This window comes from Mesorhizobium sp. M0909 (assembly GCF_040319515.1).
Taxonomy (GTDB): Bacteria; Pseudomonadota; Alphaproteobacteria; order Rhizobiales; family Rhizobiaceae; genus Mesorhizobium.
Genome location: NZ_JAMYOA010000013.1, coordinates 101,462 through 126,395, shown reverse-complemented (window position 1 = coordinate 126,395; position 24,934 = coordinate 101,462). Strand labels below are relative to the sequence as shown.

At 61.7% G+C, this 24,934-nt stretch carries 27 protein-coding genes and 2 pseudogenes; 12 read left to right on the top strand and 17 right to left on the bottom strand.

The genetic code is table 11. The features are described 5' to 3' along the window. Positions 1-20: 20 nt before the first annotated feature. The 6 genes from NKH83_RS20595 to NKH83_RS20570 all read right to left on the bottom strand — a co-directional run bounded on the left by NKH83_RS20595 (position 21) and on the right by NKH83_RS20570 (position 6,051). Complete coding sequence (locus NKH83_RS20595) at positions 21-1,433, bottom strand: pyridoxal phosphate-dependent decarboxylase family protein (protein WP_352478958.1); 1,413 nt, start codon at positions 1,431-1,433, stop codon at positions 21-23. 58 nt (positions 1,434-1,491) lie between these two features. After that, positions 1,492-2,223, bottom strand: coding sequence for a proteasome-type protease (locus NKH83_RS20590; RefSeq protein ID WP_254817354.1), 732 nt, complete (start codon positions 2,221-2,223; stop codon positions 1,492-1,494). 31 nt (positions 2,224-2,254) lie between these two features. Further along, positions 2,255-3,049 carry a transglutaminase family protein gene (locus tag NKH83_RS20585; RefSeq protein ID WP_352478959.1) on the bottom strand — a complete coding sequence of 265 codons (795 nt, stop codon included), beginning with the start codon at positions 3,047-3,049 and terminating at the stop codon, positions 2,255-2,257. Positions 3,050-3,110: 61 nt separating this feature from the next. Further along, the gene (locus NKH83_RS20580) at positions 3,111-4,052 is read right to left on the bottom strand and encodes an alpha-E domain-containing protein (RefSeq protein WP_352807003.1); all 942 of its coding nucleotides are present in this window, start codon (positions 4,050-4,052) and stop codon (positions 3,111-3,113) included. Positions 4,053-4,229: 177 nt separating this feature from the next. Further along, positions 4,230-5,642: a circularly permuted type 2 ATP-grasp protein gene (locus NKH83_RS20575; RefSeq protein ID WP_352478961.1), complete on the bottom strand. Its 1,413-nt coding sequence runs from the start codon at positions 5,640-5,642 to the stop codon at positions 4,230-4,232. 172 nt (positions 5,643-5,814) lie between these two features. Further along, a complete protein-coding gene (locus NKH83_RS20570) occupies positions 5,815-6,051 on the bottom strand; it encodes an Lrp/AsnC ligand binding domain-containing protein (protein WP_023674883.1) in 237 nt (78 codons plus the stop codon). Positions 6,052-6,287: 236 nt separating this feature from the next. Here NKH83_RS20570 and NKH83_RS20565 point away from each other — a divergent pair. Next, positions 6,288-6,708, top strand: a pseudogene (locus tag NKH83_RS20565) (DUF4864 domain-containing protein). 8 nt (positions 6,709-6,716) lie between these two features. Here NKH83_RS20565 and tgt read toward each other — a convergent pair. From tgt to coaD, 7 genes are all read right to left on the bottom strand, one after another. Next, entirely contained in the window at positions 6,717-7,847 is a 1,131-nt protein-coding gene (tgt, locus tag NKH83_RS20560; protein WP_352478962.1) for a tRNA guanosine(34) transglycosylase Tgt, read from the bottom strand. A gap of 8 nt (positions 7,848-7,855) precedes the next feature. After that, a complete protein-coding gene (locus NKH83_RS20555; RefSeq protein WP_352478963.1) occupies positions 7,856-8,125 on the bottom strand; it encodes a hypothetical protein in 270 nt (89 codons plus the stop codon). Next, positions 8,115-9,200: a tRNA preQ1(34) S-adenosylmethionine ribosyltransferase-isomerase QueA gene (queA, locus tag NKH83_RS20550; RefSeq protein ID WP_352478964.1), complete on the bottom strand. Its 1,086-nt coding sequence runs from the start codon at positions 9,198-9,200 to the stop codon at positions 8,115-8,117. The genes NKH83_RS20555 and queA overlap by 11 nt, the downstream gene beginning before the upstream one ends. A 12-nt stretch (positions 9,201-9,212) precedes the next feature. Then, positions 9,213-9,611 (bottom strand): hypothetical protein, encoded by a 399-nt coding sequence (locus NKH83_RS20545; RefSeq protein ID WP_352478965.1) that lies wholly within the window; start codon positions 9,609-9,611, stop codon positions 9,213-9,215. After that, entirely contained in the window at positions 9,608-10,120 is a 513-nt protein-coding gene (locus tag NKH83_RS20540) for a peptidylprolyl isomerase (protein ID WP_254817363.1), read from the bottom strand. Before NKH83_RS20540 ends, NKH83_RS20545 begins: the two co-directional genes overlap by 4 nt. Positions 10,121-10,148: 28 nt before the next feature. Next, the gene (locus NKH83_RS20535) at positions 10,149-10,739 is read right to left on the bottom strand and encodes a peptidylprolyl isomerase (protein ID WP_352478966.1); all 591 of its coding nucleotides are present in this window, start codon (positions 10,737-10,739) and stop codon (positions 10,149-10,151) included. Positions 10,740-10,814: 75 nt separating this feature from the next. Then, entirely contained in the window at positions 10,815-11,315 is a 501-nt protein-coding gene (coaD, locus tag NKH83_RS20530; protein ID WP_352478967.1) for a pantetheine-phosphate adenylyltransferase, read from the bottom strand. A gap of 196 nt (positions 11,316-11,511) precedes the next feature. Between coaD and NKH83_RS20525 the strand changes: the two genes are divergently transcribed. After that, complete coding sequence (locus NKH83_RS20525; protein ID WP_352478968.1) at positions 11,512-11,664, top strand: hypothetical protein; 153 nt, start codon at positions 11,512-11,514, stop codon at positions 11,662-11,664. Positions 11,665-11,718: 54 nt separating this feature from the next. Here the strand turns inward: NKH83_RS20525 and gyrA are convergent, their stop codons facing one another. Together gyrA and NKH83_RS20515 are read right to left on the bottom strand one after the other, a co-directional pair. Next, entirely contained in the window at positions 11,719-14,526 is a 2,808-nt protein-coding gene (gene gyrA, locus NKH83_RS20520) for a DNA gyrase subunit A (RefSeq protein WP_352806995.1), read from the bottom strand. A 148-nt stretch (positions 14,527-14,674) separates the two neighbouring features. Further along, complete coding sequence (locus tag NKH83_RS20515; RefSeq protein WP_352478970.1) at positions 14,675-15,502, bottom strand: helix-turn-helix transcriptional regulator; 828 nt, start codon at positions 15,500-15,502, stop codon at positions 14,675-14,677. Positions 15,503-15,588: 86 nt separating this feature from the next. Between NKH83_RS20515 and NKH83_RS20510 the strand changes: the two genes are divergently transcribed. Further along, positions 15,589-16,119, top strand: a complete 531-nt coding sequence (locus NKH83_RS20510) for a hypothetical protein (protein WP_352478971.1) — start codon at positions 15,589-15,591, stop codon at positions 16,117-16,119. 74 nt (positions 16,120-16,193) lie between these two features. Beyond that, on the top strand, positions 16,194-16,823 hold the full coding sequence (locus NKH83_RS20505) for a MarC family protein (protein ID WP_254817370.1): 630 nt from the start codon (positions 16,194-16,196) through the stop codon (positions 16,821-16,823). 8 nt (positions 16,824-16,831) lie between these two features. On the opposite strand, the gene NKH83_RS20500 is transcribed toward NKH83_RS20505, so the two are convergent. After that, a complete protein-coding gene (locus NKH83_RS20500) occupies positions 16,832-17,257 on the bottom strand; it encodes an OsmC family protein (protein WP_352455706.1) in 426 nt (141 codons plus the stop codon). Between the two features lie 123 nt (positions 17,258-17,380). Further along, a complete protein-coding gene (locus NKH83_RS20495) occupies positions 17,381-17,893 on the bottom strand; it encodes a single-stranded DNA-binding protein (RefSeq protein WP_023674867.1) in 513 nt (170 codons plus the stop codon). Between the two features lie 211 nt (positions 17,894-18,104). Between NKH83_RS20495 and NKH83_RS20490 the strand changes: the two genes are divergently transcribed. The 8 genes and pseudogenes from NKH83_RS20490 to NKH83_RS20455 form a co-directional block, all read left to right on the top strand. After that, entirely contained in the window at positions 18,105-18,494 is a 390-nt protein-coding gene (locus NKH83_RS20490; protein ID WP_352478972.1) for a cupin domain-containing protein, read from the top strand. An 81-nt stretch (positions 18,495-18,575) separates the two neighbouring features. Further along, a complete protein-coding gene (locus NKH83_RS20485; RefSeq protein WP_352478973.1) occupies positions 18,576-18,890 on the top strand; it encodes an ArsR/SmtB family transcription factor in 315 nt (104 codons plus the stop codon). After that, positions 18,887-19,411, top strand: a complete 525-nt coding sequence (locus NKH83_RS20480; protein WP_352478974.1) for an SRPBCC family protein — start codon at positions 18,887-18,889, stop codon at positions 19,409-19,411. The genes NKH83_RS20485 and NKH83_RS20480 overlap by 4 nt, the downstream gene beginning before the upstream one ends. A gap of 25 nt (positions 19,412-19,436) precedes the next feature. Beyond that, complete coding sequence (locus NKH83_RS20475; RefSeq protein WP_254817374.1) at positions 19,437-20,042, top strand: ATP-dependent Clp protease proteolytic subunit; 606 nt, start codon at positions 19,437-19,439, stop codon at positions 20,040-20,042. A 105-nt stretch (positions 20,043-20,147) separates the two neighbouring features. Next, positions 20,148-20,444 carry a hypothetical protein gene (locus tag NKH83_RS20470; protein WP_352479042.1) on the top strand — a complete coding sequence of 99 codons (297 nt, stop codon included), beginning with the start codon at positions 20,148-20,150 and terminating at the stop codon, positions 20,442-20,444. Between the two features lie 704 nt (positions 20,445-21,148). Beyond that, on the top strand, positions 21,149-24,070 hold the full coding sequence (gene uvrA, locus NKH83_RS20465) for an excinuclease ABC subunit UvrA (protein ID WP_352806990.1): 2,922 nt from the start codon (positions 21,149-21,151) through the stop codon (positions 24,068-24,070). Continuing rightward, positions 24,070-24,480, top strand: a complete 411-nt coding sequence (locus tag NKH83_RS20460) for a DUF302 domain-containing protein (protein WP_352801768.1) — start codon at positions 24,070-24,072, stop codon at positions 24,478-24,480. The genes uvrA and NKH83_RS20460 overlap by 1 nt, the downstream gene beginning before the upstream one ends. Next, a pseudogene (locus NKH83_RS20455) lies at positions 24,477-24,919 on the top strand (GNAT family N-acetyltransferase); the annotation flags it as partial. The gene NKH83_RS20460 and the pseudogene NKH83_RS20455, both read left to right, overlap by 4 nt. Between the last annotated feature and the right edge of the window lie 15 nt (positions 24,920-24,934).

The following is a 24,934-nucleotide window of genomic DNA, read 5'->3' as shown; positions in this document are numbered from 1 at the left end:
CGCAACCTCGATGATGCCGGTCAACCCAGGCCACGCGCAATTTCAGTAATGACCTCGAAAGCAGTATCGACATCCGCCGCTGTCGTTTCGAACTGCCCGACCTGAAAGCGGATCGCCACCTTCCCGTCCACCCGGGTTTGCGTCAGGTAGATGCGGCCGTCATCGTTGATCGCGCTGACCAACCGCAAATTGTGCTCGTCAGAGTCGGTGCCCGCAGCCGCGAGACGCCGGAACGAGAACAGCGACAGCATCGGCTCCGTGACGATCTCGAAATCCGGTTCCTTTGCCAGCCTTGCGGCGAGGCTCTCGCTCCAGGCGACATGGTTGCGGACCATGGTCCGCAGATTTTCCAAGCCATGTGCACGCAGCAGGAACCAAAGTTTCAGCGCGCGGAACCTCCGGCCAAGCGGCACCGACCATTCGGAGTAGTTGATGACTCCGTCGCGGCCATGCGTTTTCAGGAATTCGGGCTTGATCGCCAGCGTGCGCACGAGGTCTTCCGGCTGACGGATGAACTGCATCGAGCAATCGAACTGTGCGCCCAGCCATTTATGCGGGTTGAAGACAATGGAATCCGCATGTTCGGCGCCTGCCCAGAAATGCCGGAACTCGGGGCAGATCATGGCGGAGCCAGCCCATGCGGCATCGACATGCAGGTAGAGCCCGTGCCGCTTAGCCACCGCGGCAACAGCCGCCACATCGTCGGTGCCGCCGGTACTTGTGCCGCCGACACTGGCGATGATGCCCGCCGGCAGCATGCCGTTTTCGCGGTCGGTGACGATCGCGGCTTCCAGAGCCGCCGTCTGCATGGCGCGGAAGCGCCCGGCGACCGGAATGCGCACGAGGTTCGCCTCGCCGATGCCCGACACCCAGATCGCCCGGTCGATAGAAGTATGGACTTGGCCGGAAGAATAGACCCGCACGACCGGCTGGCCTTGCAAGCCGTTCTTGTTGCCTTGCCAGTCGAGCGCGCGCTCGCGCATGGTCAGCACGGCGGCAAGCGTCGCTGACGAAGCCGAATCCTGCATGACGCCGGAAAATCCCTCCGGCAGACCAAGCGCCTGTCGCATCCAGTCGACGACACGCGTCTCGAGTTCGGTTGCCGCCGGCGAGGTCTGCCAAAGCATGCATTGCGCGGCCATGGCGGAAACCAGATACTCGGCCACGACCGAGGCCGGTGCCGCATTGGCCGGGAAATAGGCGAAGAAACGCGGATGCTGCCAGTGCGTCATGCCCGGCAGAATCTTTTGCTCGAAATCGGCGAAGATTGCCTGCATCGTTTCGCCGTTTTCCGGCGGCGCGACATCGATGCTTTTGAAGATTTCGCCCGGCTCGACAAACGGCCGCACCGGTCTTTCGCGAAGGCTGTCTCTGTAGTCGGCGCCCCATTCGGCCGCTCGCAGCGACCATTCGCGGAATTCGTTGCTATTCATCTTCGCCTCCGTAGCGCCTCGTCGAGCCGCCATCAAAGAGCACGAAAAACGAAGGTTTTCATTCGGGAAAATCAGGCAAGCTGGCAAAGGCAGTCTTCAGCGCGTTCGACCAGCTATCCGAGATCGTGCGATAGTATTGATCATCCTGGGTTATTCGCTTTTTGAGGCCGACCTTGAAGGTGTCCTTTTCATAGAACAGCAGGTCGAGCGGCAGGCCGACCGACAGGTTCGACTTCAGCGTCGAGTCGAACGACACAAGCAGCAACTTCACCGTCTCGGCGAAACTCATCGTCCTTTCATAAGCGCGGATGATGATCGGCTTGCCGTATTTGGTCTCACCGATCTGGAAGAACGGCGTATCGTCGGTGGATTCGATGAAATTGCCTTCCGGATAGATCATGAACAGGCGCGGCGCGCTGCCCTTGATCTGACCGCCGAGGATGAAGGAGGCGTTGAAATAGGAATCCGCCTTTTCGCCCGCCGGCGACGAACTGGCGATGACCTCCTTGACAGTGTCTCCGACCAGCCGCACCGTCTGGTACATGGAAGGCGTTTCGAGCAGCGTGGCACGGCGCTCCGCCACTGCCTTGGTGCGTTCGTCGAGCAGGCTGACCACGGCCTGGGTCGTCGCCAGATTGCCGGCCGACATCAAAACGATGACGCGCTCGCCCGGCTCTTCCCAGACATGCATCTTCCTGAAGGTCGAGATCGAATCCATGCCGGCGTTGGTGCGCGTGTCCGACATGAACACGAGCCCGCGATCGATCTTCAGGCCGACGCAATAGGTCATCGAATCTCTTTGGCAACAATCTTGGCGGAGATTACTGCTCCACGGTGACGGTGACGGCAAGCTGTTCTTCCGCCTGTCCCAGCCGAATTCCCGATACCGGTGTGGCGTCGCGATAATCGCGGCCAGTCGCCACCTTTACATAACGCTCGTCGGGAGAAATGCCGTTGGCGACGTCGAAGGCGACCCAGCCGAGGCCCGAGACATGCGCCTCGGCCCAGGCGTGGCTTGCCGCCTGCTCGATCGCTGCATCCATCATCAGATAGCCACTGACATAGCGCGCCGGAAAATCCATCGCGCGCGCCGCCGCAACGAAGATGTGGCTGTGGTCCTGGCAAACGCCGGTCTTGAGCGCCAGGGCCTCTTCGGCCGGCGTCGTCGCGTTGGTGGTGCCCGACGTATAAGCGACGCGCTCGCCGATCATCGCCATCAACCGGTGCAGCCTTTCGATGTCGGTGCCCTTGCCGACCGAGGCAGCAAGCTCGCGAATGCCGCTGCCGATCGTCGTCAGCGGCGTTTCGTGGCCGAACAGCCAGAGCGGCACGAAACCCTGGTGCGGCCCGCAGACGCCGGCGGTGTCGCGCGTCACCACTTCGCCGGCTGCTTCTACGGTGATGACGTCGCGCTCGCCCTCGACGCTCAACAGCCGGGTATCATTGCCGAAATGGTCGGTGAAGCGCACTTCCTCGCGTGCGCCTTCGATCTTCAGCGCCCAGGACAGTACCGTCTGGGTGCGCCCGTTCACCGGGAGCAGCCGCAAACGCTGCAACAAATAATGCACCGGCGCATCGTAGCGGTATTCGGTCCGGTGGGTGATCTTCAGCCGCATCGCACTCGTCCCTGGAGCATGAGCTTTTCCGAAAACCGGTCTCCGCTTTTTGGGGTCATGCTCAATAGAACCTGTAATCCTGCGCGATCTCGTCGCCGAGTCTGGTGTTGTCGCGGATGAAATTGGCCAGGAATTCATGCAGGCCGGCGTCGAAAATATCCTTGATCGAGCCGGCCGCCAGCATGGCCTGGGTCTTGGCAGCCGTCGCATGGCAGGCGTGGCGCTCACCATAGTCGTCACCCAGGAATTTGAGATGCTCTGTCAGGAAGCGGTAGCAAAAGGTCAGCGAGCGCGGCATGCGGACGTTGAGGATCAGATAGTCGGCGATGTTGCTCGGCTTGTAGTCGGCGTCATAAACCCAGCGGTAGGAGCGGTGCGCCGACACCGAGCGCAGGATCGATTCCCACTGGTAGTTGTCGAGCGTCGAGCCGACCCAGGAAATCGACGGTAACAGCACGTAGTATTTCACATCCAGGATGCGCGCAGTGTTGTCGGCGCGTTCGACATAAGTGCCGAGCTGCGAAAAATCGAAAATCTCGTTGCGCAGCATCGTGCCGTAGAACGAGCCGCGGATCAGCGCCGTCTCGCGTTTGATTGCATCGAGCGCGTTGGGCAGGTCGCGCTCGTCGATCGGCTTGGCCAGCATCCGCTTCAGCGACATCCAGGCTTCGTTGATGCTTTCCCAGGTTTCACGCGTCAACGCGGTACGCACCATGCGGGCATTGTTACGGGCCGTTTCGATAGACGACATCGTGCTCGACGGGTTCGATGTGTCGCGCAGCAGATAGTCGGCGACATTGGCGGCGGAGTAGTCGGAATATTTCTGCGTGAAGCTGGCGTCCGAACCGGCGCTAAGCAGCACCGAATTCCACTCCTCCGAAGCGTTCTGAGTACGGGTTAGCGCCATGCGCAAGCCAGCATCCACCAGCCGCGCCATGTTTTCCGCCCGCTCGATATAGCGGTTCATCCAATAGAGCCCGTTGGCGGTGCGACCGAGAAGCATGTCAGGCGGCCCTGAGGCGAATGGTGGACGGTGGACGGTGAATGGTGACTATCCAGAACCTAAGCCACGATGCCGCGTGCTTCATTTCAGCGCATTTCACCAACATTACGACCCATATCCTTATCTATTCACTATTCACTACTTCCACTCTAATCATCCAACACCCAGGTATCCTTCCTAATCATCCAACACCCAGGTATCCTTCGTGCCCCCGCCTTGCGAGGAATTGACGACCAGCGAGCCTTCCTTGAGCGCTACTCGGGTCAGCCCGCCGGGCACGATCTGGATACGGTCGGAAACCAGCACATAGGGGCGCAGATCGACATGACGCGGCGCCAGCCCCTTGTCCGTCAGGATCGGACAGGTCGACAGCGCCAGCGTCGGCTGAGCAATGTAGTTCGATGGTTTTGCCGCGAGCTTTTTGGAAAAATCCTCGCATTCCTTCTTGGTCGCCGCCGGACCGACCAGCATGCCGTAACCGCCGGACCCGTGGACCTCCTTGATGACCAGTTCATCAATGTGCTCGAGCACGTATTTCAGGCTGTCCGGCTCCGAGCAGCGCCAGGTCGGGATGTTGCCGAGCATCGCCTTGCGGCCGGTGTAGAATTCGACGATCTCGGGCATGTACGAATAGATTGCCTTGTCGTCAGCGATGCCGGTTCCCGGCGCATTGGCGATCGTGATGTTGCCGGCGCGGTAGACGTCCATAATGCCCGGCACGCCAAGTGCCGAGTCGGGGCGGAAGGTCAGCGGATCGAGGAACGAGTCGTCGACACGCCGGTATAGCACGTCGATCTGCTTGTACCCCTCGGTCGTGCGCATCGCGACATGGCCATCGACGACGCGCAGATCCTGCCCTTCGACGAGCTGCACGCCCATCTGGTCGGCAAGGAAGGCATGTTCGAAATAGGCTGAGTTGAAGCTGCCCGGCGTCAGCACGGCAATCGTCGGCGTGCCCTTGGTGCTTTGCGGCCGTACCGCCGCCAGCGACTGGCGCAGGAGCTGCGGGTAATTCTCCACCGGCCGCACCTTGATCTGCTGGAACAACTCGGGAAACAGCTGCATCATCGTCTCGCGGTTCTCCAGCATGTAGGAGACGCCGGACGGCGTGCGCGCATTGTCCTCCAGTACGTAGAACTCGTTCTCGCTAATGCGTACGATGTCGACGCCGATGATGTGGGTATAGACGCCGGCCGGCGGCCGCACCCCGATCATCTCGGGCAGGAACGCCTCGTTCCTGGCGATCAACTCCTTTGGCACCCGGCCGGCGCGCAAGATCTCCTGGCGATGGTAGATGTCGTCGAGAAAGGCGTTCAGCGCCTGGACGCGCTGCTCGATGCCTTGCGTCAGCCGTCGCCATTCATTGCCCGAAATGATGCGCGGAACGATATCGAAGGGTATCAGGCGCTCCGATGCTTCCTGCTCGCCGTAGACGGCGAACGTGATGCCTGTCTTGCGAAAGACGCGTTCGGCGTCCTGCATCTTCTCGGTAAGTCTGGCCGGGTCCTGTTCCTTCAGCCAGCGATCGTAAGCCGAATACGGTTTTCTCAGCCCGGAAACTTCCGGAAGCATTTCGTCGAACGCTGCCAATCGCATACTCCCCTGTGACGCCATTTCACTGGCCTCGCTGGAGAAAATCAAGCGCAATCGGCGATTTGGCGGGCGCCGGCGATCAGTATATCGCGGTTGCCTAAAATTAAGGCAGCACCAATAGGGCCTTGATCAGGCTTTGCCTGGTGTCCGGGCAAATGTCGGATGGAGATCAAAACGCGCGAAAGGTGACGACCGTAAACGTATCCTTGATTCCCGGGAGAATCTGCACTTTCTCGTTGACGAAGTGGCCGATGTCTTCCTCGTCGTCGACATAGAATTTGGCGAGCAGGTCGTAGTTGCCGGCTGTCGAGTAGATTTCCGAAGCAATCTCGGCATCGGCCAGGGCGCTGGCAACGTCGTAGGCCTTGCCCAGATCGCACTTTATCTGCACGAAAAATGCCTTCATTGCCTGGTCCTGTCCAACATCGCACGCTCTAATCGAGCGGCCCTTGTGGCAGACTGCCGCCCGGCTTTCAAGCATCGGCAATCGCTTAGGCTGTCTCGCCTCGACAATGCTTTTTCGGCTCGGACACGGACTGCCACGCCGAATGTTTACGCTCGGCTGAAACCCTGAAGCATGGCAAAGCGTATGGTATCATGTACCTTCAGGCAGCGATTTCTCGGGGACAACGGAGACAGGCCATGCGCCGCGCGTTTTTCGCATTCGCAGTCGTTCCATTCATTTTCGCATCCCAGGCCTTTGCTGGCGACGCCGAAGTCAAAGCGGCACAGACGGTCATCGATGGTCAGTTGAGGGGCCTTCATCGCCAATGACGGAATGACGGCCTACAGCTTTGCCGCACCGAATGTGAAGCGCATCTTTCCGACCGTCGATACCTTCATGAACATGGTGACCAACGGCTATCCGCCGGTGCGCCAGCCGCAGACCTACTCCTTCGGCAAGGTTCGCGAGACGAGCCCGACCTCGATCATCCAGCAGGTGCTGATCGTCGGCCCGGATGGCAAGGACTACGAGGCGGTCTACACGCTCGAACTACAGCCTGACGGCAGCTTTCGGATCACCGGCTGCAGCCTGCGCGCGTCCACGTCGCTCAGCACTTGAGCCTTCGATCACCTCACTGGGAGATCGCCCCGCCTCCAGCCTTCGGAAATCTCAGCTGAGCGTGCTTCCAACCTGCCAGCTTCGATCGCTTCACGAATGTCGCGCATCAGCTGCTGGTAATAGGACAGATTGTTCCAGGTCAGGAGCATCGCCCCAAGCGCCTCTTGCGAGCGCACCAGATGGTGCAGATAGGCGCGCGAATAGTCGCGTGCGGCCGGGCAGTCGCTTTCCTCATCGAGCGGACGCGGATCGTCGGCATGGCGGGCGTTGCGCAGATTGACCTTGCCGCGCCGTGTATATGCAAGGCCGTGGCGCCCTGCCCGCGTCGGCATCACGCAGTCGAACATGTCGATGCCGCGCGCTACCGACTTCAAGATATCGTCCGGCGTGCCGACACCCATCAGGTAGCGCGGCCGCTCAACCGGCAGCTCCGGGCAAGTGATGTCGAGCATCTCCAGCATCACCGCTTGCGGCTCGCCGACAGCCAGCCCGCCGATCGCGTAGCCCTTCAGCTCCATTGCCTTCAGCGCCTGCGCCGAGCGCAGCCGCAGATCCGGCACGTCGCCGCCTTGCACAATGCCGAACATCGCCTTGCCGGGCTGCTCGCCGAATGCCGTCTTGCAACGCTCGGCCCAGCGCAACGACAACTCCATGGCACGCTCGATCTCGTTCTGCTTGGCCGGCAGAGCCGTGCATTCGTCGAGCTGCATCTGGATGTCGGAATCGAGCAGCCCCTGGATCTCAATCGAACGCTCCGGCGACATCTCGAAGGCGCCGCCGTCGATATGCGAACGGAAGGTCACGCCGTTCTCGGTCAGTTTCCTCAGCTTCGATAGCGACATCACCTGGAAGCCGCCGCTGTCGGTCAGGATCGGATGCGGCCAGCGGGCGAACTCATGCAGGCCGCCGAGCCGCGCCACGCGCTCGGCGCCAGGTCTCAGCATCAGGTGGTAGGTATTACCAAGGATGATGTCCGAGCCGACGCCGCGCACCTGATCCATATACATGGCCTTCACCGTGCCGCCGGTACCGACCGGCATGAAGGCAGGCGTGCGGATTTCCCCGCGCGGCATGGTGATTGCACCACGCCGCGCCCTGCCGTCGGTCGCCAGCACCTTGAAGGTGAATGCGTCAGTCATTGAATTCCCTAGCCATCGAACTCCTTGTCGAATACCAGCGCGTCCGGAGCTTGCTTATCGAGCGATTGACGGTAGCGGATGCAGCCGCGCATGAATTTCGGCCACGGCGGCACGGCAATCGCCGGCTCGGTCTTTTCGGGCAAAAGCGACCACAGGTCGGGATGATGCCAGCACAGATCATGGCCGGTGGCGTCGCGGTGTTGGCGGATGCCGGCGCGTAATTTCCTGACCTCGCCGATCAATGCTTCGCGGTCGAAGGTTTCCAGGTCATCGTCCATTACTATCCTCCCTGAACAGAAGACTTGCGTCTCCATAGGAATAAAACCTGTAGCGATTCTCGATGGCATGCGCATAGGCCGCCCGCATCGTCTGCAAACCGCAGAAGGCCGAGACCAGCATGAACAGCGTCGAACGCGGCAGATGGAAATTGGTCATCAGCATGTCGGCGGTCTTGAAGCGATAGCCGGGGGTGATGAAGATGTCGGTCGGGCCTGACCATGCGGCCAGCCTGCCCTCCTCGCCAGCCGCGCTCTCCAGCAAGCGCAGCGATGTCGTGCCGACACCGATAATGCGCCCTCCTTTTGCTTTCGCCGCATTCAGCGCCTCGGCGGTTTCCGCGCTGACCGAACCGGTCTCGGCGTGCATCTTGTGGTCGGCGGTGTCGTCCGCCTTCACCGGCAGGAACGTACCGGCGCCGACATGCAGCGTGACGAAACGGCGCTCTATGCCCTTGGCATCGAGCGTCGCAAACAGCTCCGGCGTGAAATGCAGCCCTGCCGTCGGCGCGGCGACCGCGCCCTCCTCCCTGGCATAAATGGTCTGGTAATCGCTTCGGTCGCGTTCGTCGTCGTCACGCTTGGAGGCGATGTAGGGCGGCAGCGGGATGTGGCCGACAGCGTGCAGCGCTTCGTCGAGGAACGGCCCTGACAGGTCGAAGCTGAGCAGCACCTCGCCGCCTTCCCCCTTCTCGATCACGGTTGCATCGAGTTGGCCGAGAAAGCAGGAATTGGCATCATGACCGAAATGGATGCGGTCGCCGGCTGCAATGCGCTTGCCCGGACGCATGAAGGCGAGCCAGCGGTCGGGCGCCGTCCGCATATGCAGCGTGGCTTCGACCTGCGCTGCTGCTTCGCCGCGCCGCCTGATGCCCTTCAATTGTGCCGGAATGACCTTGGTGTCGTTGAAGACCAGCACATCACCGGCCTTGAGCAGGGCCGGCAGGTCGCGCACCGTCAGGTCTTCGAGCCCCTCACCCGGCCTGACCACCAGCATCCTGGCGCTGTCGCGCGGCTCGGCTGGGCGAAGCGCGATGCGTTCTTCCGGCAGATCGAAGTCGAAAAGGTCGACGCGCAAGAAAACCCCGCCTCAAGGTTCCGGGCAGGTCACCGCCCAGGCACCGACACCGTCAATGCTCAGCGTGCCGCCCATCGCGAAACTGGACTGCTCACTGGCCTTGACCAGCCGCAATTTGGCGACGATCGAGCTGAGGCCCTCATCAGTGAGATCGATCAGCATGCGCTCGTCGTCTTCGAATGCCTGTCCAACGATGACTTTCGTTGAGCCTGGCTGTCCGTCCGTGGTCCATGTCTTGCCGCCGGCATCCAGCCACACACGCGCCAGCGCAATGACGGCCGTGTGTCCCATCAAAACATCAATCGATGCCGCGCCGCCGTCGGCGCTGCAGACGATCGATTCCGTCGCCAGCGCCGGAGTGGCCGCCGCGACGAGCACAAATGCGATGGCCGCGACAGCCCGGCCGGTCATTTTACGTCGGCCGCAACCTTGAGCGATACGATCTTGTCGGGGTCCTGCACCGGTTCGCCGCGCTTGATCTTGTCGACATTGTCCATGCCTTCGATGACCTGGCCCCATACAGTGTACTGGCGGTTGAGGAAGGCGGCGTCGTCGAAGCAGATGAAGAACTGCGAATTGGCCGAGTTCGGGTTTTGCGAGCGCGCCATCGAACAGGTGCCGCGGCCATGGTTGGCGTTGGAGAACTCGGCCTTCAGATCGGGCTTGTCGGAACCGCCAGTGCCGGCGCGCGACGGCGCGAAAGACGGCTTGTTGGAATTGCCGAACTTCACGTCGCCGGTCTGCGCCATGAAGCCGTCGATGACGCGGTGGAAGACCACGCCGTCATAGGCGCCTTCGCGTGCTAGCTCCTTGATACGGCCGACATGGCCGGGCGCCAGATCTGGAAACAATTCGATGACGACCTTGCCCTTGGTCGTGTCCATGATAAGCGCGTTCTCGCGGTCCTTGATTTCGGCCATGTCAGAAATATCCTTTTGAAACTTGGGTTTACTTGCCGTCGGCGGCGATGCGCACCTTGATCATGCGATCGGGATCGGTCACCGTCCCGTTCTGCGCCTCGTCGCCTTTCTTGATGTGGTCCACCAGCTCCATGCCGCTGACGACATTGCCAACGATGGTGTACTGGCCATCGAGCGGCGGTGCCGGCGCGAACATGATGAAGAATTGCGAATTGGCGGAATTCGGATCATCGGAGCGGGCCATGCCGACCACGCCGCGCTGGTAGTGCTCGGTACTGGAGAATTCGGCCGGCAGGTCAGGAAGATCGGAGCCGCCGGTGCCGACAGCGTCGGCATTGAAGCCGCTCTTCATGTTGCCGAACTTGACGTCGCCGGTCTGCGCCATGAAGCCGTCGATGACGCGGTGAAAGGCGACGTTGTCGTAGGCGCCCTGGCGCACCAGCTTTTTGATCTGCGCGACGTGTTTCGGCGCAAGGTCGGGCCTCAGCGCGATGGTCACCTCGCCGTCTTTCAGCGTTACGATCATGGTGTTTTCCGGATCAGCGGCAAAGGCCGACACGGATGCGGTCACAAGACCGGCAAACACGGCAAGCAAGAAGGCAAGCTTTTTCAGCTGCATGGGATCTTTCTCCGAATATCTTCGTTCATGCATGTCGTTACCCAAAGCCGGGTTCCACTTTTGGGTGACATGCATTTATTTCGCGAATTTGGCGGCGAGCGCGCCGGCCACGGCCGCCGGCACGAAGGGGCGGATGTCGCCTCCCATCGAAGCTATCTGGCGCACAAGTGTGGCGGTAATGGTGCGCACCGAGGGGCTGGCGGGCAGGAACACCGTCTGCAGCTCCGGCGCCATGGTCTCGTTCATGCCGGCCATCTGCATCTCATAGTCAAGATCGGTGCCGTCGCGCAGGCCGCGGATCATGATCGAGGCGCCATGCTTCCTGGCCGCATCGATGACCAGTCCGTCGAAGGCGACCACTTTGATACGCGCACCGTCGCTGCCGAATTCCGCCTTCGCGGCCGTTTCGATCAGGCCAACCCGTTCCTCGAAGGAAAACAACGGCTTCTTGCCGGGATGGGTGCCGATCGCCGCAAAGATTGTATCCGCCACGGCCAGCGATGCCTTCAGAACGTCGAGATGGCCGTTGGTCAGCGGGTCGAAAGAGCCGGCATAAAGGGCGATGCGTTCGGTCATGGCAGGTGCTTCTAGCGAGCCTCTCCCCTAAAGGCAAATCCGATCGACAGGCCCGCCCCATGAACCTTTTGGCCGACGTGAACGACAGATGAATGTGCCGCTCACAACGGCTTCACGCAGTGTTCACTAAGTTGCAGCTGCAAAAGATGAAACCAAACACCCACCTGATCGTTGTTAGGCGCAGGAGAACACGCACATGCTGATCTACATGCTTGCCACCGCAATGACCGTCGCCATGCTGATCGCTACCGTATTCGGGTTACATCAGGAAGCACAGCGCGTCCGCGCCAAGGCCAATACCAAGCAGTTCGAAGGCTTCGGCATCCGTAGGCCTTATCGGCATTTCTAGAGTGTTTGTTGACAACACCGGACCGACCTATCGGGCTGGCGGCGTCGTGGCAACTCACTCGACGTTGTTGTTGTCAGGCTCCCCACCTTCGGTAGCAGCGCCGCTTTCAGCCTCGACACCCTCTTCGATCTCTTCGTCCGCCTGCGGCTCCGAAATCCGCTCCACCGAAACGACCTTCTCGCCCTCTGCGGTATTAAAGATCGTAACGCCTTTGGTGGCGCGGCTGGCGAAGCGAATGCCGTTGACCGGGACGCGGATGACGGTGCCGCCATCCGAAACCAGCATGATCTGATCATCATTGCCGACCGGGAAGGTCGCCACCAGACGGCCGATTTCGGCCGTTTTCGAAACGTCGGTGGCGCGGATACCCTTGCCGCCGCGACCGGTCAGGCGGAAATCGTACGACGACGAACGCTTGCCGTAGCCATATTCCGTCACCGTCAGCACGAACTGCTCGTGTGCCTTGAGGAATTCGTAGCGCTCGTCCGAAAGCTCCGCCTCTTCGCCGACCTCTTCGTTGGTAAGCTGGATTTCTTCCTCCTCACCGGCGGCGATGTCGGCGGCGAGCCGGCGTTCAGCCACCACCCGCTTGAGATAGGCGGCACGCTCCGCCGGAGGCGCATCGACGTGCTCGATCACCGCCATCGAGATCACCCGGTCGCCATCGGCCATGGCGATGCCGCGCACGCCGACCGAATTGCGGCTCTGGAAGACGCGTACGTCGCTGACCGGGAAGCGGATGCACTGGCCGGAACTTGCCGTCAAAAGCACGTCGTCATTATCGGTGCAGGTCTCGACGCCGAGGATCTCGTCGCCTTCCTCGTCCAGCTTCATGGCGATCTTGCCGTTGCGGTTGACCTGGACGAAGTCCGACAGCTTGTTGCGACGCACGGTGCCACGCGTGGTGGCAAACATGACGTCGAGCTCGCCCCAACTCGTCTCATCCTCCGGCAGCGGCATGATCGTGGTGATGCGCTCGCCCTGTTCGAGCGGCAGCATATTGATCAGCGCCTTGCCGCGCGATTGCGGGTTGCCGATCGGCAGGCGCCAGACCTTTTCCTTGTAGACGATGCCACGCGAAGAGAAGAACAGCACCGGCGTGTGCGTGTTGGCGACGAACAGCCGGGTGACGAAATCCTCTTCCTTGGTCGACATGCCGGAGCGGCCCTTGCCGCCGCGGCGCTGCGCCCGGTAGAGCGACAGCGGCACGCGCTTGATATAGCCGGAATGGCTGACCGTGACGACCATGTCCTCGCGCTGGATCAGGTCCTCGTCTTCCATGTCCGCCCCGCCCTCGGCGAGCTCGGTGCGGCGCGGCGTGCCGAACTCGTCGCGCACGGCGATGAGCTCGTCCTTGACGATCTGCTGGACGCGGGCGCGGGACGACAGGATGTCCAGGTAGTCCTTGATCTCGTCGCCGATCGTGTTCAGCTCGTCGGCGATCTCGTCGCGGCCGAGCGCGGTCAGGCGCTGCAGGCGCAGTTCGAGGATGGCGCGCGCCTGCTCCTCGGAGAGATTGTAGGTACCGTCCTCGTTGATGCGATGGCGCGGGTCGTCGATCAGAAGAATCAGCGATTCCACGTCGCCCGAAGGCCAGCGCCGCTCCATCAACTGCTCGCGCGCCGTCTGCGGGTCCGGAGCGCTGCGGATCAGCTTGATGACTTCATCGATATTGGCAACAGCGATGGCAAGGCCGACCAGCACATGGGCGCGGTCGCGCGCCTTGCGCAGCAGGAATTTCGTGCGCCGGCTGATCACCTCCTCGCGGAAGGCGACGAACGCCTTCAGCATATCGGTCAGCGTCAGCAATTCCGGCTTGCCGCCGTTCAGCGCCACCATATTGGCACCGAAGGACGTCTGCAGCGGAGTGAAGCGGTAAAGCTGGTTGAGGATGACGTCGGCGACGGCGTCGCGCTTCAGTTCGATGACGACGCGGTAACCCTGGCGGTCGCTCTCGTCGCGAATGTCGGAAATGCCCTCGATGCGCTTGTCGCGCACCAGTTCGGCCATCTTCTCGATCATCGACGCTTTGTTCACCTGATAGGGAACCTCGGTGATGACGATCGATTCACGGTCGTTGCCGCGCGCCTCGACGTTGACGCGGCCGCGCATGACGATGGAGCCGCGGCCGGTCGAATAGGCGCTGTAGATGCCGGAACGGCCAAGCACGATGCCGCCGGTCGGGAAATCCGGTCCCGGAATGATCTCCATCAGCGCCGGAAGGTCGATCGCTGGATTGTCGATGAGGGCAATGGCGCCGTTGCAGACCTCGCCCAGATTGTGCGGCGGGATGTTGGTGGCCATGCCGACGGCGATGCCGCCGGAGCCGTTGACCAGCAGGTTCGGAAAGCGCGCCGGCAGGACTTTCGGTTCGCTGCCCGACGCATCGTAAGTGTCCTGGAAATCGACGGTGTCCTTGTCGATGTCTTCCAGCAACTCATGCGCGACCTTGGTCAGCCGCGATTCCGTGTAGCGCATCGCCGCGGGCGGATCGCCGTCGATCGAGCCGAAATTGCCCTGCCCGTCAATCAGCGGCACGCGCAGCGACCAGTCCTGCGCCATGCGCACCAAAGCGTCGTAGATAGAGGCGTCGCCGTGCGGATGGTATTTACCCATCACGTCGGCGACCGGGCGTGCCGATTTCACATATTTACGATTCCAGTGATAGCCGCTCTCATAGGCGGCGTAGAGGATGCGGCGATGCACCGGCTTGAGGCCGTCGCGCACGTCCGGCAGCGCGCGACTGACGATCACGCTCATGGCGTAATCGAGATAAGAGCGCTGCATCTCCTCGATGATGGATATCGGCTCGATGCCGGTGGGGCCGCCGTCGGCGCCGCGCGGTGTCTTTTGGTCAGTCAAATCGGATCACAATCTAATCAGGAATCACTTGGTGCTTATATAGGAAGCCGGCCCGAAACTCCAACAATCGCGGCAGTTTTCCAATGTGGTTTTTAGCGGCAAATTCAAAAGGATACACCAATTGCGACGATATGGCCGTGGCACCCGTTCACCGGCGTCGCCGGCGGGCGCGATAAGTACCCGGCGCCTCGCCCATCAGCCGCCGGAAACGGCGGTTGAAGGTTGATAGATCGTTGAATCCCGCCGCAAAGGCGATCGCCGAAATTGTGTTATCTGACGTCCGCAGCCGCACGGCTGCCCTGTGCAGCCGCGTTCTCAGCAGGAATTGGTAGGGCGTCATACCGGCAACGTGCCGGAAGGTGCGCAGGAAATGGTAAGGGCTTGTGGCGGTCTCGTCGGCGAGTTCGGCAAGCGAGATCGGCCGGTCGGCATCGACTTCAATGCGCCGCACCGCTTCGGCAACACGCTTCTGGTCACGGCGGCTCGGCGTCCGTCCCCGATCCGTTGCGCTGCAAGCCGCTGTTACCGCGGCACCGGCAATGCGCAGGGCGAGTTCCTCGAACGCGCCGGTGTCGGCCATCTCGCGCGCCGCCTCCGCTTCGGCGAGCAGCGGCACCAGCGCCGGCAAGGGCGGCAGGTGCGGCGTGCTGAAATCGAACGTCTTGGCGCCCGGCACGTCGGCGACGATCCGCTCCATGCAGGCCGGTCCGAAATGGAAGGAGAGGCAGCGGTCGCCGGCGCCATGCTCGTGCCCGCACTCGTAGCATGTGCCGGGATTGCCGAGCAGGAGCGCGCCCGGCGCCAGCATCGCCGTGCCCTGGCGGGCACGATAGCGGAAGGTGCCGCTGGTTACGGCAGCAACGCAGAAATCCCGATGCTCCTCCTCGAATGGCCTGTCAGCGGCGCTGGCGGTGCAGATGACATCCGACACCTGCCAGCCTCGGCCCGACGCCAGCCTATGCGCGCTCGTCGTCATCGCCCAAACATAGCAATTTTTCCCAAGCGCAGAACCCCTGCCGGCCTCTATGCTTGTCGGTCTCCTGACAAGATGAGAGCGAAGCCATGTCCAATTCCTTTGCCAAGGCCCTGCACAGCGATGGGCCCACACCGGCCCTTGCCGAGAAACTGAACCTTTACGGCCGCTTCGTCGGCGCCTGGACGTTCGACGCCACGCGCCATCTCGAAGACGGTCAGGTGCTGACCGGGCGCGGCGAGGTGCATTTCGGCTGGGTGCTTGAAGGCCGCGCGATCCAGGACGTATGGATCCTGCCAGCTCGTGACGCTGGTTCCTCCCCTTCGCTCGGCAAATGGACCTTCTATGGCACGACGTTGCGCGTCTATGACCCAGGCGTCGACGCCTGGCACATCTTCTGGAGCGACCCGCGCAACCAGTATTACAGCCGCCAGCTGGGCCGCGTCGAAGGCGACACGATCGTCCAATTAGGCGCAGACGGCACCGGCCCTTCGGTACGCTGGAGCTTTTCCCGGATCACCGGAGATTCCTTCCGCTGGCTGGGCGAGCGTTCGTATGACGACGGCGCCACCTGGCGTCTCGAAGTCGAGTTTCTGGCGCGCCGCACCGCCAGCCCCTGATCCGCACGGTTTCCACTGGCTTCGCTTTGCTCTACCAATCCCGCTAACCGGCGTTGCCGGCGGGGAGGGTCAGCATGCCGAGCTTCGACAGCCTGTTCAACGCCTTCGTCACCATACTGGTGACGATCGATCCGCCCGGCCTCGCGCCGCTCTTCCTTGCCGTGACCCGCGGCATGAACCGCGAGGAGCGCAACCAGGTCTCCGTGCGCGCCTCGATCATCGCTTTCCTGGTGATGGCATTGTTCGCAATCGCCGGCGCGTCGATCCTGTCGGTCTTCGGCATCACCCTGCCGGCCTTCCGCGTCGCCGGCGGCTTTCTGCTGTTCTTCATCGCCTTCGAAATGGTGTTCGAGCGCCGGCAGGACCGTAAGGAGAAGATCGGCGACGTCGCCATCACCAGGGACATGATCCACAACATCGCCGCCTTTCCGCTGGCGATCCCGCTGATTGCGGGTCCCGGCGCGATTTCGGCGACCGTCCTGCTCTCAAGCTCGTTTCAGGGTTTTGGCGCGCAGACAGCCCTTGTCGGCATCATCGCCATCTGCCTCGTCATCACCTACCTGGTGTTCGTGCTGTCAGAGCGCATCGACCGTATTCTCGGCCAAACCGGCCGTTCGATCCTGACACGGCTGCTCGGCGTCATCCTGGCGGCGCTCGCCATACAGTTCGTCGCCGACGGCATCAAGGCGCTGATGGCGACCTAGGAACTGCCCTACTTCGCTGTCGTTTCAATGACTTCGAAGTCATGGGTAATCTCGGCAGTCTTGGCCATCATTGCCGAGGCCGAGCAGTATTTCTCGATCGAAAGCCCGATCGCCCGCTTCACCTTGTCGTGTGACAGCGCCCGGCCCTTGACGACAAAATGCATGTGAATGCGGGTGAACACCCTGGGATCGGCTTCTGCACGGTCGGCATCGAGTTCGACCACGCAATCTTCGACCGCCTCGCGCCCCTTTTCGAGGATATGGACCACGTCATAGGCCGAGCAGCCTCCGGTGCCGATCAGCACCAGTTCCATTGGGCTCGGCCCCGGCGTCTTGCCCTCCGGCCCGAACGCCGTGCCTAGCACCAGCTTGTGCCCACTGGCGGACTCGCCAACAAAAGTGCGCTCCTCCACCCATTTGACCCTTGCTTTCACTTGATACGTCCTTTCACCGCTCAAACGCATAACGTCCCGAAAATCCAAGACCGATTTTCGGGACGCCATTTCGTGGCCAAGGTGCTGGCGCTTTTCGCCGCAAGGGCAGTCCGCCCCGAGAAATCAGAACGGGATTTCGTCGTCCAGCTCGCGCGATGAACCGCCGCCGCCGCCCTTGTTGGCGCCACCGCGATTGAAACTTTCGCCCGGGCCTGACTGGCCGAAATCGGAACCGCGGCTCGCACCACCACCGGCATAGTTGCCGACCTGGCCGCCGCCCTCGCCCCGTGCGTCGAGCATCTGCAGCTCGCCGCGGAATTTCTGCAACACAACCTCAGTCGTATAGCGGTCATTGCCGGTCTGGTCCTGCCATTTGCGCGTCTGCAGCTGGCCCTCGACATAGACCTTCATGCCTTTCTTCAGATACTGCTCGGCCACCTTGGCGATCTGGTCGTTGAAAATCACGACATTGTGCCACTCGGTCTTTTCCTTGCGCTCTCCAGATGTTTTGTCGCGCCAGCTTTCCGACGTCGCGATGCGGATATTGACGACCGGGTCACCCGAATTCAGGCGGCGGATTTCAGGGTCCGCACCGAGGTTGCCCACCAGAATGACCTTGTTGACGCTACCCGCCATGATACTTCTCCGCGCTCATCCGAAACCAGATTTTCTGTCGCTGCACCTTACAGACTATGGATAATCCCTGCCTGCTGTGGCTGCCTTTTCCCACAAGGTTTTTTGTTCTCTTTTCGTTCTAGGTTAAAGGTCCTGCACTGTCAATAGATGTCAGTAACAGGTAGTGTCTTGGCGTCGAACTTCCACGAACCCGGAGATCGAGGCGAACTCAATGAAGATGGTCGAGCATGACGATCAGCCGCAAGAAGAATGGCGGACGGGAGTAAAGACCCGCATGCATGTCTCGGCCTGCAACGGCGCAACTCAACTTTGCATATTTGAACAATGGGTCGAACCTGCGGTTGGCGCCCCGACACATTGGCACCCGGTCGAGGAAGTGCTTACCGTCATCGCCGGCAGGGCCGAGATGTGGATCGATGACGAGCATCTCGTCTTGACTGCCGGACAGTCGCTTGTTGTTGCCGCGCACAGGCAACATGGCTTCCGAAACGTCGGCTCCGAACTGCTTCATATTCATGCCGTGCTCGCGTCACCAGTTTTTGAGGCAACGTTTAACGGATCTCCAGACATGGTGAGACGCTGGCTTCCGACGCGTTTGTAAAATCTCGCTCGTCGCAAAAAACACTGCCTGTCTTAAAAACGCGACTTGCCAAACCGATAAGTATCGACTTATGCTTTTGGAATGATCGAAGCAGAGATTTTTCGGGCACTGGCCGATCCAACGCGTCGCGCCGTCTATGAGCGGCTCGCCGACGGCGAGATGACGGTATCGGAACTCCGTAATGGCATGCCGGTTTCGCAGCCGGCGGTATCGCAGCATCTCGCGGTGCTGCGAGGTGCCGGCCTCGTGGTCGAACGCCGGGCCGGCCGCAATGCCTATTATCGCGCCGATCCGAACGGGCTTGCGCCGCTGCTCGGCTGGATCGAACGCTACCGCGCGTTCTGGCCAGAGCGCATCGAAAGGCTCAAGACGGTTTTGAAGGACATGGACCAATGACCAGCCGAGGCAAAGAACGCGCGGAAATGGCGGCAGACAAGATCGAGTTCGAGTGCGAGTTGGCCGAGCCGCCGGAAAAAGTGTGGCGGGCGCTGACAGTGCCGGACCTGCTCGCGGCCTGGATGATGCCAAACGACATTGAACCAAAGGTCGGCAACCGCTTTGCCTTTAAAGCGCCGGCTGCGCCGATCGAGTGCGAAATCCTCGACGCGGATCCCGGACGGCTGCTGCGCTATTCCTGGCGGGAGCGGCCGGCGCCCGGCGATACGCAGGTGCCGCCCGACAGCCCGGTGGGCAGCCCAATGAACGATAGCCCAGTGGACAGCATCGTCACCTTTACGCTCGACCGCACCGTTTCCGGCGGCACGCATCTGCGCATCGTCCATGATGGTTTTGCTCGGGCAGCAGTGCCGGAGATCGCGATCGCAGGCGCCGGTTGCCGACTTTCGTTTGAAGCGCGCACTCCCAAGTACAAGCAGAACGCCGCAAACACCCCGCGCCTCTTTATGCGCGCGGCCTGAACGACGACAGTCAAAGGAGATAACGATGAGCGGCCTTGCCAATTTGGTGCCGATGGTGATCGAGCAGTCGAGCCGCGGCGAACGTGCCTTCGACATATTTTCGCGGCTGCTGCGCGAGCGCATCGTCTTCATCAACGGGCCGATCGACGACGGCACCTCGGCGCTGGTCTGCGCCCAGCTTCTGTCGCTGGAATCCGACAATCCCGACAAGGAGGTCTCGCTCTACATCAACTCGCCGGGTGGCGTGGTGACCAGCGGTTTCGCCATCTACGATACGATGCAGTATATCAGCTGCCCGGTCTCCACCGTTTGTATGGGCTTCGCCGCCTCGATGGCCTCGTTTCTCCTGATGGCGGGCACGCCAGGGCGGCGTATCGCGCTACCCAACACCAGCATCGTGCTGCATCAGCCTCTCGGCGGTTTCCAGGGCCAAGCCTCCGATATCCAGCGCCATGCCGAGGGCATCCTTCGCACCAAGCGGCGCATGACCGATCTCTACGCCCACCATTGCGGCCGCACCTACGAAGAAGTGGAACGCACGCTCGACCGCGACTTTTTCATGACCGCCCAGGAGGCCAAGGATTGGGGACTCGTCGACCATGTTTTCGACACTCGCAAGCAGGCCGCATGAACGAGCCGGGCCGGCGGACGCAACCGAGGCGGTTGAGCGCCCGCAATTTCAGCGCCATCGATCTGGTCTTGCCGCCATCACGGCACTATGCACTATAGTGCGGCGATGACCGCCAGCCGTTCATCCAGCCTGTTGTGCCTTGCTATCGCTACTGTGGCCGGCACGAACATGCTGGTGGACATGGCATTTGCCCAAGATAATTCGACGTCTTCGCAAAAGGGCGCCCTGCCCGGCGTGACCAGCGACTATCGCATCGCCGAGCCAGGGCCGCAGCCTGAGCCCGACGACGCGGTTCCAAGCAGCGGCAACGGCACGTTCAAGATCGGCGATACCGACGTTCGGATTTCCGGCAGCATAACCATCGATGTCGCTACCGGCGGAATCAGGCCCCCCAGCCGGTAAGTTCGCCTGGTATGCCCGACAAATGTGCGCTTCAAACGAACAGCCCCGTCATTGCTTGTGCAATTGACGGGGCTTCTTGGATCTAAAATCCAAATCGCCGGGAGTGTACTGCCGGCTTTTTATTTCGGATGCTTCGCGGCGTTCAGCCGACGATCCGACTAGCAGTCTCTGATTGTTGTGGGGATCGGCAGGTCAACGTTGGCAGGTAGCGCAAACGCCTGGCCTAGCCACTTATACCTGCCGCGGCTCCAGCGACACGTGGAGCCTCAAGGAACTGTCCGGTGGAGTCATGCCTCTGCTCTCCTTCTGTTCGTTGCGACTGTCGTCGAAGCGCTCATCGCATAACCCGCGGCGTCTCGCAGGCTAGCCCCAGGCCGCGAGGCCATCGAAAGACGGCCGGCTTCGTTGACGTTTGGAGTCTGCCCCCGTGACAGATGGACGTCAACCTTGAATGGCCGATTACCGAAAAATGTGATCGCGAGACGCTTTGTGAACCCCGGGTGAACCCAGCCGCACGGGCAGCTTTTGTCAGGAGCGTGTTCGGCCTTTGTTCTTTCCGCTTGCCCGTTCGCGCGAAAGGCGGTTAAACGCTTTGGTCGAGAGTTGTGGCGTCTCTCGAAAAGGCGGCGAAATTACCTACATAGGGGATGGTCGGGAAAACCCGCCCATCCCACGAATTCCAGATTCTGAGGCGGCGACCGGCGATGGCCGACCATAAATATCTCTCCATTCGCGGGGCACGCGAACACAATCTGAAGAATGTCGATCTCGACCTGCCGCGTGACAGCCTGATCGTCATGACCGGGCTGTCGGGGTCAGGCAAGTCGTCGCTTGCCTTCGACACGATCTATGCCGAGGGCCAGCGCCGCTATGTCGAGAGCCTTTCGGCCTATGCACGACAATTCCTCGAAATGATGCAGAAGCCGGACGTCGACCAGATCGACGGCCTGTCGCCAGCCATCTCCATCGAGCAGAAGACTACCTCGAAGAACCCACGTTCGACTGTCGGCACCGTCACCGAGGTCTACGATTATATGCGGCTTTTGTTCGCCCGCGTCGGTGTACCCTATTCGCCGGCCACCGGCCTGCCGATCGAGAGCCAGACGGTCTCGCAGATGGTCGACCGGGTGCTTGCAGTCGAGGAAGGCACCCGGCTGTTCATCCTGGCGCCGATAGTGCGCGGCCGCAAAGGCGAGTACCGCAAGGAACTGCTGGAGCTGCAGAAGAAGGGTTTTCAGCGCGTCAAAGTCGATGGCGTCTTCTACGAGATCGCCGACGTGCCGGCGCTGGACAAGAAGTACAAGCACGACATCGACGTCGTCGTCGACCGCATCGTCGTGCGCGGCGATCTGGCGACACGGCTCGCCGATTCCATCGAGACCGCGCTGAAGCTTGCCGACGGACTGGCGGTAGCGGAATTTGCCGACAGGCCGCTCGACGCCAGCCAGACCGGCGAGGATTCGGTCAATAAATCGAAGAACGAGACGCATGAACGCATGCTGTTCTCGGAAAAGTTCGCCTGCCCGGTATCCGGCTTCACCATTCCCGAGATCGAGCCCAGGCTGTTCTCCTTCAACAATCCGTTCGGCGCCTGCCCGACCTGCGATGGGCTCGGCAGCCAACGCGCCATCGATGCCAGCCTGGTCGTGCCCGACGAGAATGTCTCGCTGCGCGCCGGCGCCGTCAGCCCTTGGGCGAAATCGACGTCGCCCTATTATGCGCAAACGCTGGAAGCGCTGGGCGTTGCCTACGGCTTCAAGCTTGGCGACAAGTTCAAGGATCTGAGCGAAGAGGCAAAGCAAGCCATCCTGCACGGCACCGGCGAGCGCGAAATCACCTTCCACTACGATGACGGCCTGCGCTCCTACAAGACGACCAAGACCTTCGAGGGCGTCATCCCCAACCTCGAGCGCCGCTGGAAGGAAACCGAATCCGCCTGGATGCGCGAGGAGATCGAGCGCTTCATGTCGGCCACGCCGTGCCCGGCCTGCCGCGGCTATCGGCTGAAGCCCGAGGCGCTCGCGGTCAAGATCGCCGGCAAGCACATTGGCGAGGTCACCGAGCTGTCGATCCGCAAGGCCGACCAGTGGTTCACCGATCTGCCCGCTTCTCTCAACGACAAGCAGAACGAGATTGCGGTGCGCGTGCTCAAGGAAATCCGCGAGCGGCTGCGCTTCCTCAACGATGTCGGGCTCGATTATCTGACGCTGTCGCGCAACTCCGGCACGCTGTCAGGCGGTGAGAGCCAGCGCATCCGTCTTGCCTCGCAGATCGGCTCCGGCCTGACCGGCGTACTTTACGTGCTGGACGAGCCGTCGATCGGTCTGCACCAGCGCGACAATGCCCGCCTGCTCGATACGCTGAAGCATCTGCGCGACATCGGCAACACAGTGATCGTCGTCGAGCACGACGAGGACGCCATCCTGCACGCCGACTATGTCGTCGATATCGGCCCGGCCGCCGGCATTCATGGCGGCCACATCATCGCCCAGGGCACGCCGCAGCAGATCATGGCGACGCCCGCTTCGATCACCGGCAAATATCTGTCGGGCGAGCTCGAAGTGGCGACGCCGGCAGTGCGGCGCGAGGCCAAGAAGAACCGCCGGCTGAAGGTCGTCGGCGCGCGCAGCAACAATCTGAAGAACGTCACCGCCGAAATCCCGCTCGGCACGTTTACCGCCGTCACCGGCGTGTCCGGCGGCGGCAAGTCGACCTTCCTGATCGAGACCCTGTTCAAGGCGGCGTCGCGCCGCATCATGGGCTCGCGCGAGCATCCGGCCGAGCACGACCGCATCGAGGGGCTGGAATTCCTCGACAAGGTCATCGACATCGACCAGTCGCCGATCGGGCGCACCCCGCGCTCCAACCCCGCCACCTATACCGGCGCCTTCACGCCGATCCGCGACTGGTTCGCCGGCTTGCCGGAGGCCAAGGCGCGCGGCTACCAGCCGGGCCGCTTCTCGTTCAACGTCAAGGGCGGCCGCTGCGAGGCCTGCCAGGGCGACGGCGTCATCAAAATCGAGATGCACTTCCTGCCCGACGTCTACGTCACCTGCGACGTCTGCCACGGCAAGCGTTACAACCGCGAGACACTGGACGTCCTGTTCAAGGGCAAGTCGATCGCCGACGTTCTCGACATGACGGTCGAGGAAGGCGTCGATTTCTTCGCCGCCGTGCCCGGCGTGCGCGACAAGCTGGAGACGCTGAAACGGGTCGGCCTCGGCTACATCCATGTTGGCCAGCAGGCAACGACCTTGTCGGGCGGCGAGGCGCAGCGCATCAAGCTTGCCAAGGAACTGTCGCGCAAGGCGACCGGCAAGACGCTCTACATTCTCGATGAGCCAACCACCGGCCTGCATTTCCACGACGTCGCCAAGTTGCTTGAAGTGCTGCACGAGCTGGTCGACCAGGGGAACACGGTCGTCGTCATCGAGCACAATCTAGAGGTGATCAAGACCGCTGACTGGGTTCTCGATCTTGGCCCCGAAGGTGGTGACGGCGGCGGCGAGTTGGTGGCGTCCGGCACGCCGGAGGACATCGTCCGCGAAAAACGCAGCTATACCGGGCAGTTCCTGAGGGAATTGCTGGAGCGGCGCCCCGGAGGCAAGCGCGAAGCGGCGGAGTGATGGCAAAGAACGGTCTCATCACGGTCCAAAGCCGCTTCGGCGTGACCGAAACCATCGATCGCCTGGTCGAAACTGTCGAACGTGCAGGATTGCTGGTCTTCGCCCGCATTGATCACGCCGCTGGTGCGCGCAGCGTCGAAACATCACTGCGTCCAACCCAGCTCCTGATTTTCGGCAATCCGAAAGGCGGTACGCCACTAATGCAGGACCGGCAGCTTGCCGGCATCGATCTGCCGGTCAAGGCACTGGCTTGGGAGGACGAGCAAGGCGAGGTCTGGCTTTCCTACAATGACGCACACTGGCTCGCTGAGCGCCACGGCTTGGGCGACGCCAGTTGCAATGCCGTCGCGGCGATCGCCGACGGCATGGACAAGGTGATTGCGGCCGCTGCCGGCGCGGGCCAGTTTTGATGATGAGAGCCGCTCGGGCCGATGATCTCCCCACGGTAATTTCGCTCACCACGGACGCCTACGCGCCCTACACTGCCCTGTTCGGAGCGCCGCCGATCCCCGTCACAGAGGGCTATGCGCCGCGCATCCAACGCGGCGAGGTCTGGCTTTTGGAGCAGAACGGACAGCCGGCCGGCTTGATCGTTCTCGAACGACATGCGGACCATACAATGATCTTCAGCGTTGCCGTTGCGCCAGCCTTTCAGGGCAAGGGTTTCGGCATCGGGCTGCTCGACTGGGCCGAGCAACAGACGCGCTGTGGAGCTTGCCTGAGATCCGACTCTACACCAATGCCAGAATGGAACGGAACGTTTCGTTGTATAAGGCCTACGGCTTTCGCGAAACGGGTCGCCGGCCCAATCCATATCGGCCAGGATGGACGGTCGTCGACATGGCGAAGCCGTCGAGACGACCG

Coding starts and splice junctions, on each gene's coding strand:
- NKH83_RS20595 (WP_352478958.1), bottom strand. CDS start 1,433: ATGAATAGCAACGAATTCCGCGAATGGTCGCTGCGAGCGGCCGAATGG.
- NKH83_RS20590 (WP_254817354.1), bottom strand. CDS start 2,223: ATGACCTATTGCGTCGGCCTGAAGATCGATCGCGGGCTCGTGTTCATG.
- NKH83_RS20585 (WP_352478959.1), bottom strand. CDS start 3,049: ATGCGGCTGAAGATCACCCACCGGACCGAATACCGCTACGATGCGCCG.
- NKH83_RS20580 (WP_352807003.1), bottom strand. CDS start 4,052: ATGCTTCTCGGTCGCACCGCCAACGGGCTCTATTGGATGAACCGCTAT.
- NKH83_RS20570 (WP_023674883.1), bottom strand. CDS start 6,051: ATGAAGGCATTTTTCGTGCAGATAAAGTGCGATCTGGGCAAGGCCTAC.
- tgt (WP_352478962.1), bottom strand. CDS start 7,847: ATGACTGACGCATTCACCTTCAAGGTGCTGGCGACCGACGGCAGGGCG.
- NKH83_RS20555 (WP_352478963.1), bottom strand. CDS start 8,125: ATGGACGATGACCTGGAAACCTTCGACCGCGAAGCATTGATCGGCGAG.
- NKH83_RS20545 (WP_352478965.1), bottom strand. CDS start 9,611: ATGACCGGCCGGGCTGTCGCGGCCATCGCATTTGTGCTCGTCGCGGCG.
- NKH83_RS20540 (WP_254817363.1), bottom strand. CDS start 10,120: ATGGCCGAAATCAAGGACCGCGAGAACGCGCTTATCATGGACACGACC.
- NKH83_RS20535 (WP_352478966.1), bottom strand. CDS start 10,739: ATGCAGCTGAAAAAGCTTGCCTTCTTGCTTGCCGTGTTTGCCGGTCTT.
- coaD (WP_352478967.1), bottom strand. CDS start 11,315: ATGACCGAACGCATCGCCCTTTATGCCGGCTCTTTCGACCCGCTGACC.
- NKH83_RS20525 (WP_352478968.1), top strand. CDS start 11,512: ATGCTGATCTACATGCTTGCCACCGCAATGACCGTCGCCATGCTGATC.
- NKH83_RS20515 (WP_352478970.1), bottom strand. CDS start 15,502: ATGACGACGAGCGCGCATAGGCTGGCGTCGGGCCGAGGCTGGCAGGTG.
- NKH83_RS20510 (WP_352478971.1), top strand. CDS start 15,589: ATGTCCAATTCCTTTGCCAAGGCCCTGCACAGCGATGGGCCCACACCG.
- NKH83_RS20505 (WP_254817370.1), top strand. CDS start 16,194: ATGCCGAGCTTCGACAGCCTGTTCAACGCCTTCGTCACCATACTGGTG.
- NKH83_RS20495 (WP_023674867.1), bottom strand. CDS start 17,893: ATGGCGGGTAGCGTCAACAAGGTCATTCTGGTGGGCAACCTCGGTGCG.
- NKH83_RS20490 (WP_352478972.1), top strand. CDS start 18,105: ATGAAGATGGTCGAGCATGACGATCAGCCGCAAGAAGAATGGCGGACG.
- NKH83_RS20485 (WP_352478973.1), top strand. CDS start 18,576: ATGATCGAAGCAGAGATTTTTCGGGCACTGGCCGATCCAACGCGTCGC.
- NKH83_RS20480 (WP_352478974.1), top strand. CDS start 18,887: ATGACCAGCCGAGGCAAAGAACGCGCGGAAATGGCGGCAGACAAGATC.
- NKH83_RS20475 (WP_254817374.1), top strand. CDS start 19,437: ATGAGCGGCCTTGCCAATTTGGTGCCGATGGTGATCGAGCAGTCGAGC.
- NKH83_RS20470 (WP_352479042.1), top strand. CDS start 20,148: ATGACCGCCAGCCGTTCATCCAGCCTGTTGTGCCTTGCTATCGCTACT.
- uvrA (WP_352806990.1), top strand. CDS start 21,149: ATGGCCGACCATAAATATCTCTCCATTCGCGGGGCACGCGAACACAAT.
- NKH83_RS20460 (WP_352801768.1), top strand. CDS start 24,070: ATGGCAAAGAACGGTCTCATCACGGTCCAAAGCCGCTTCGGCGTGACC.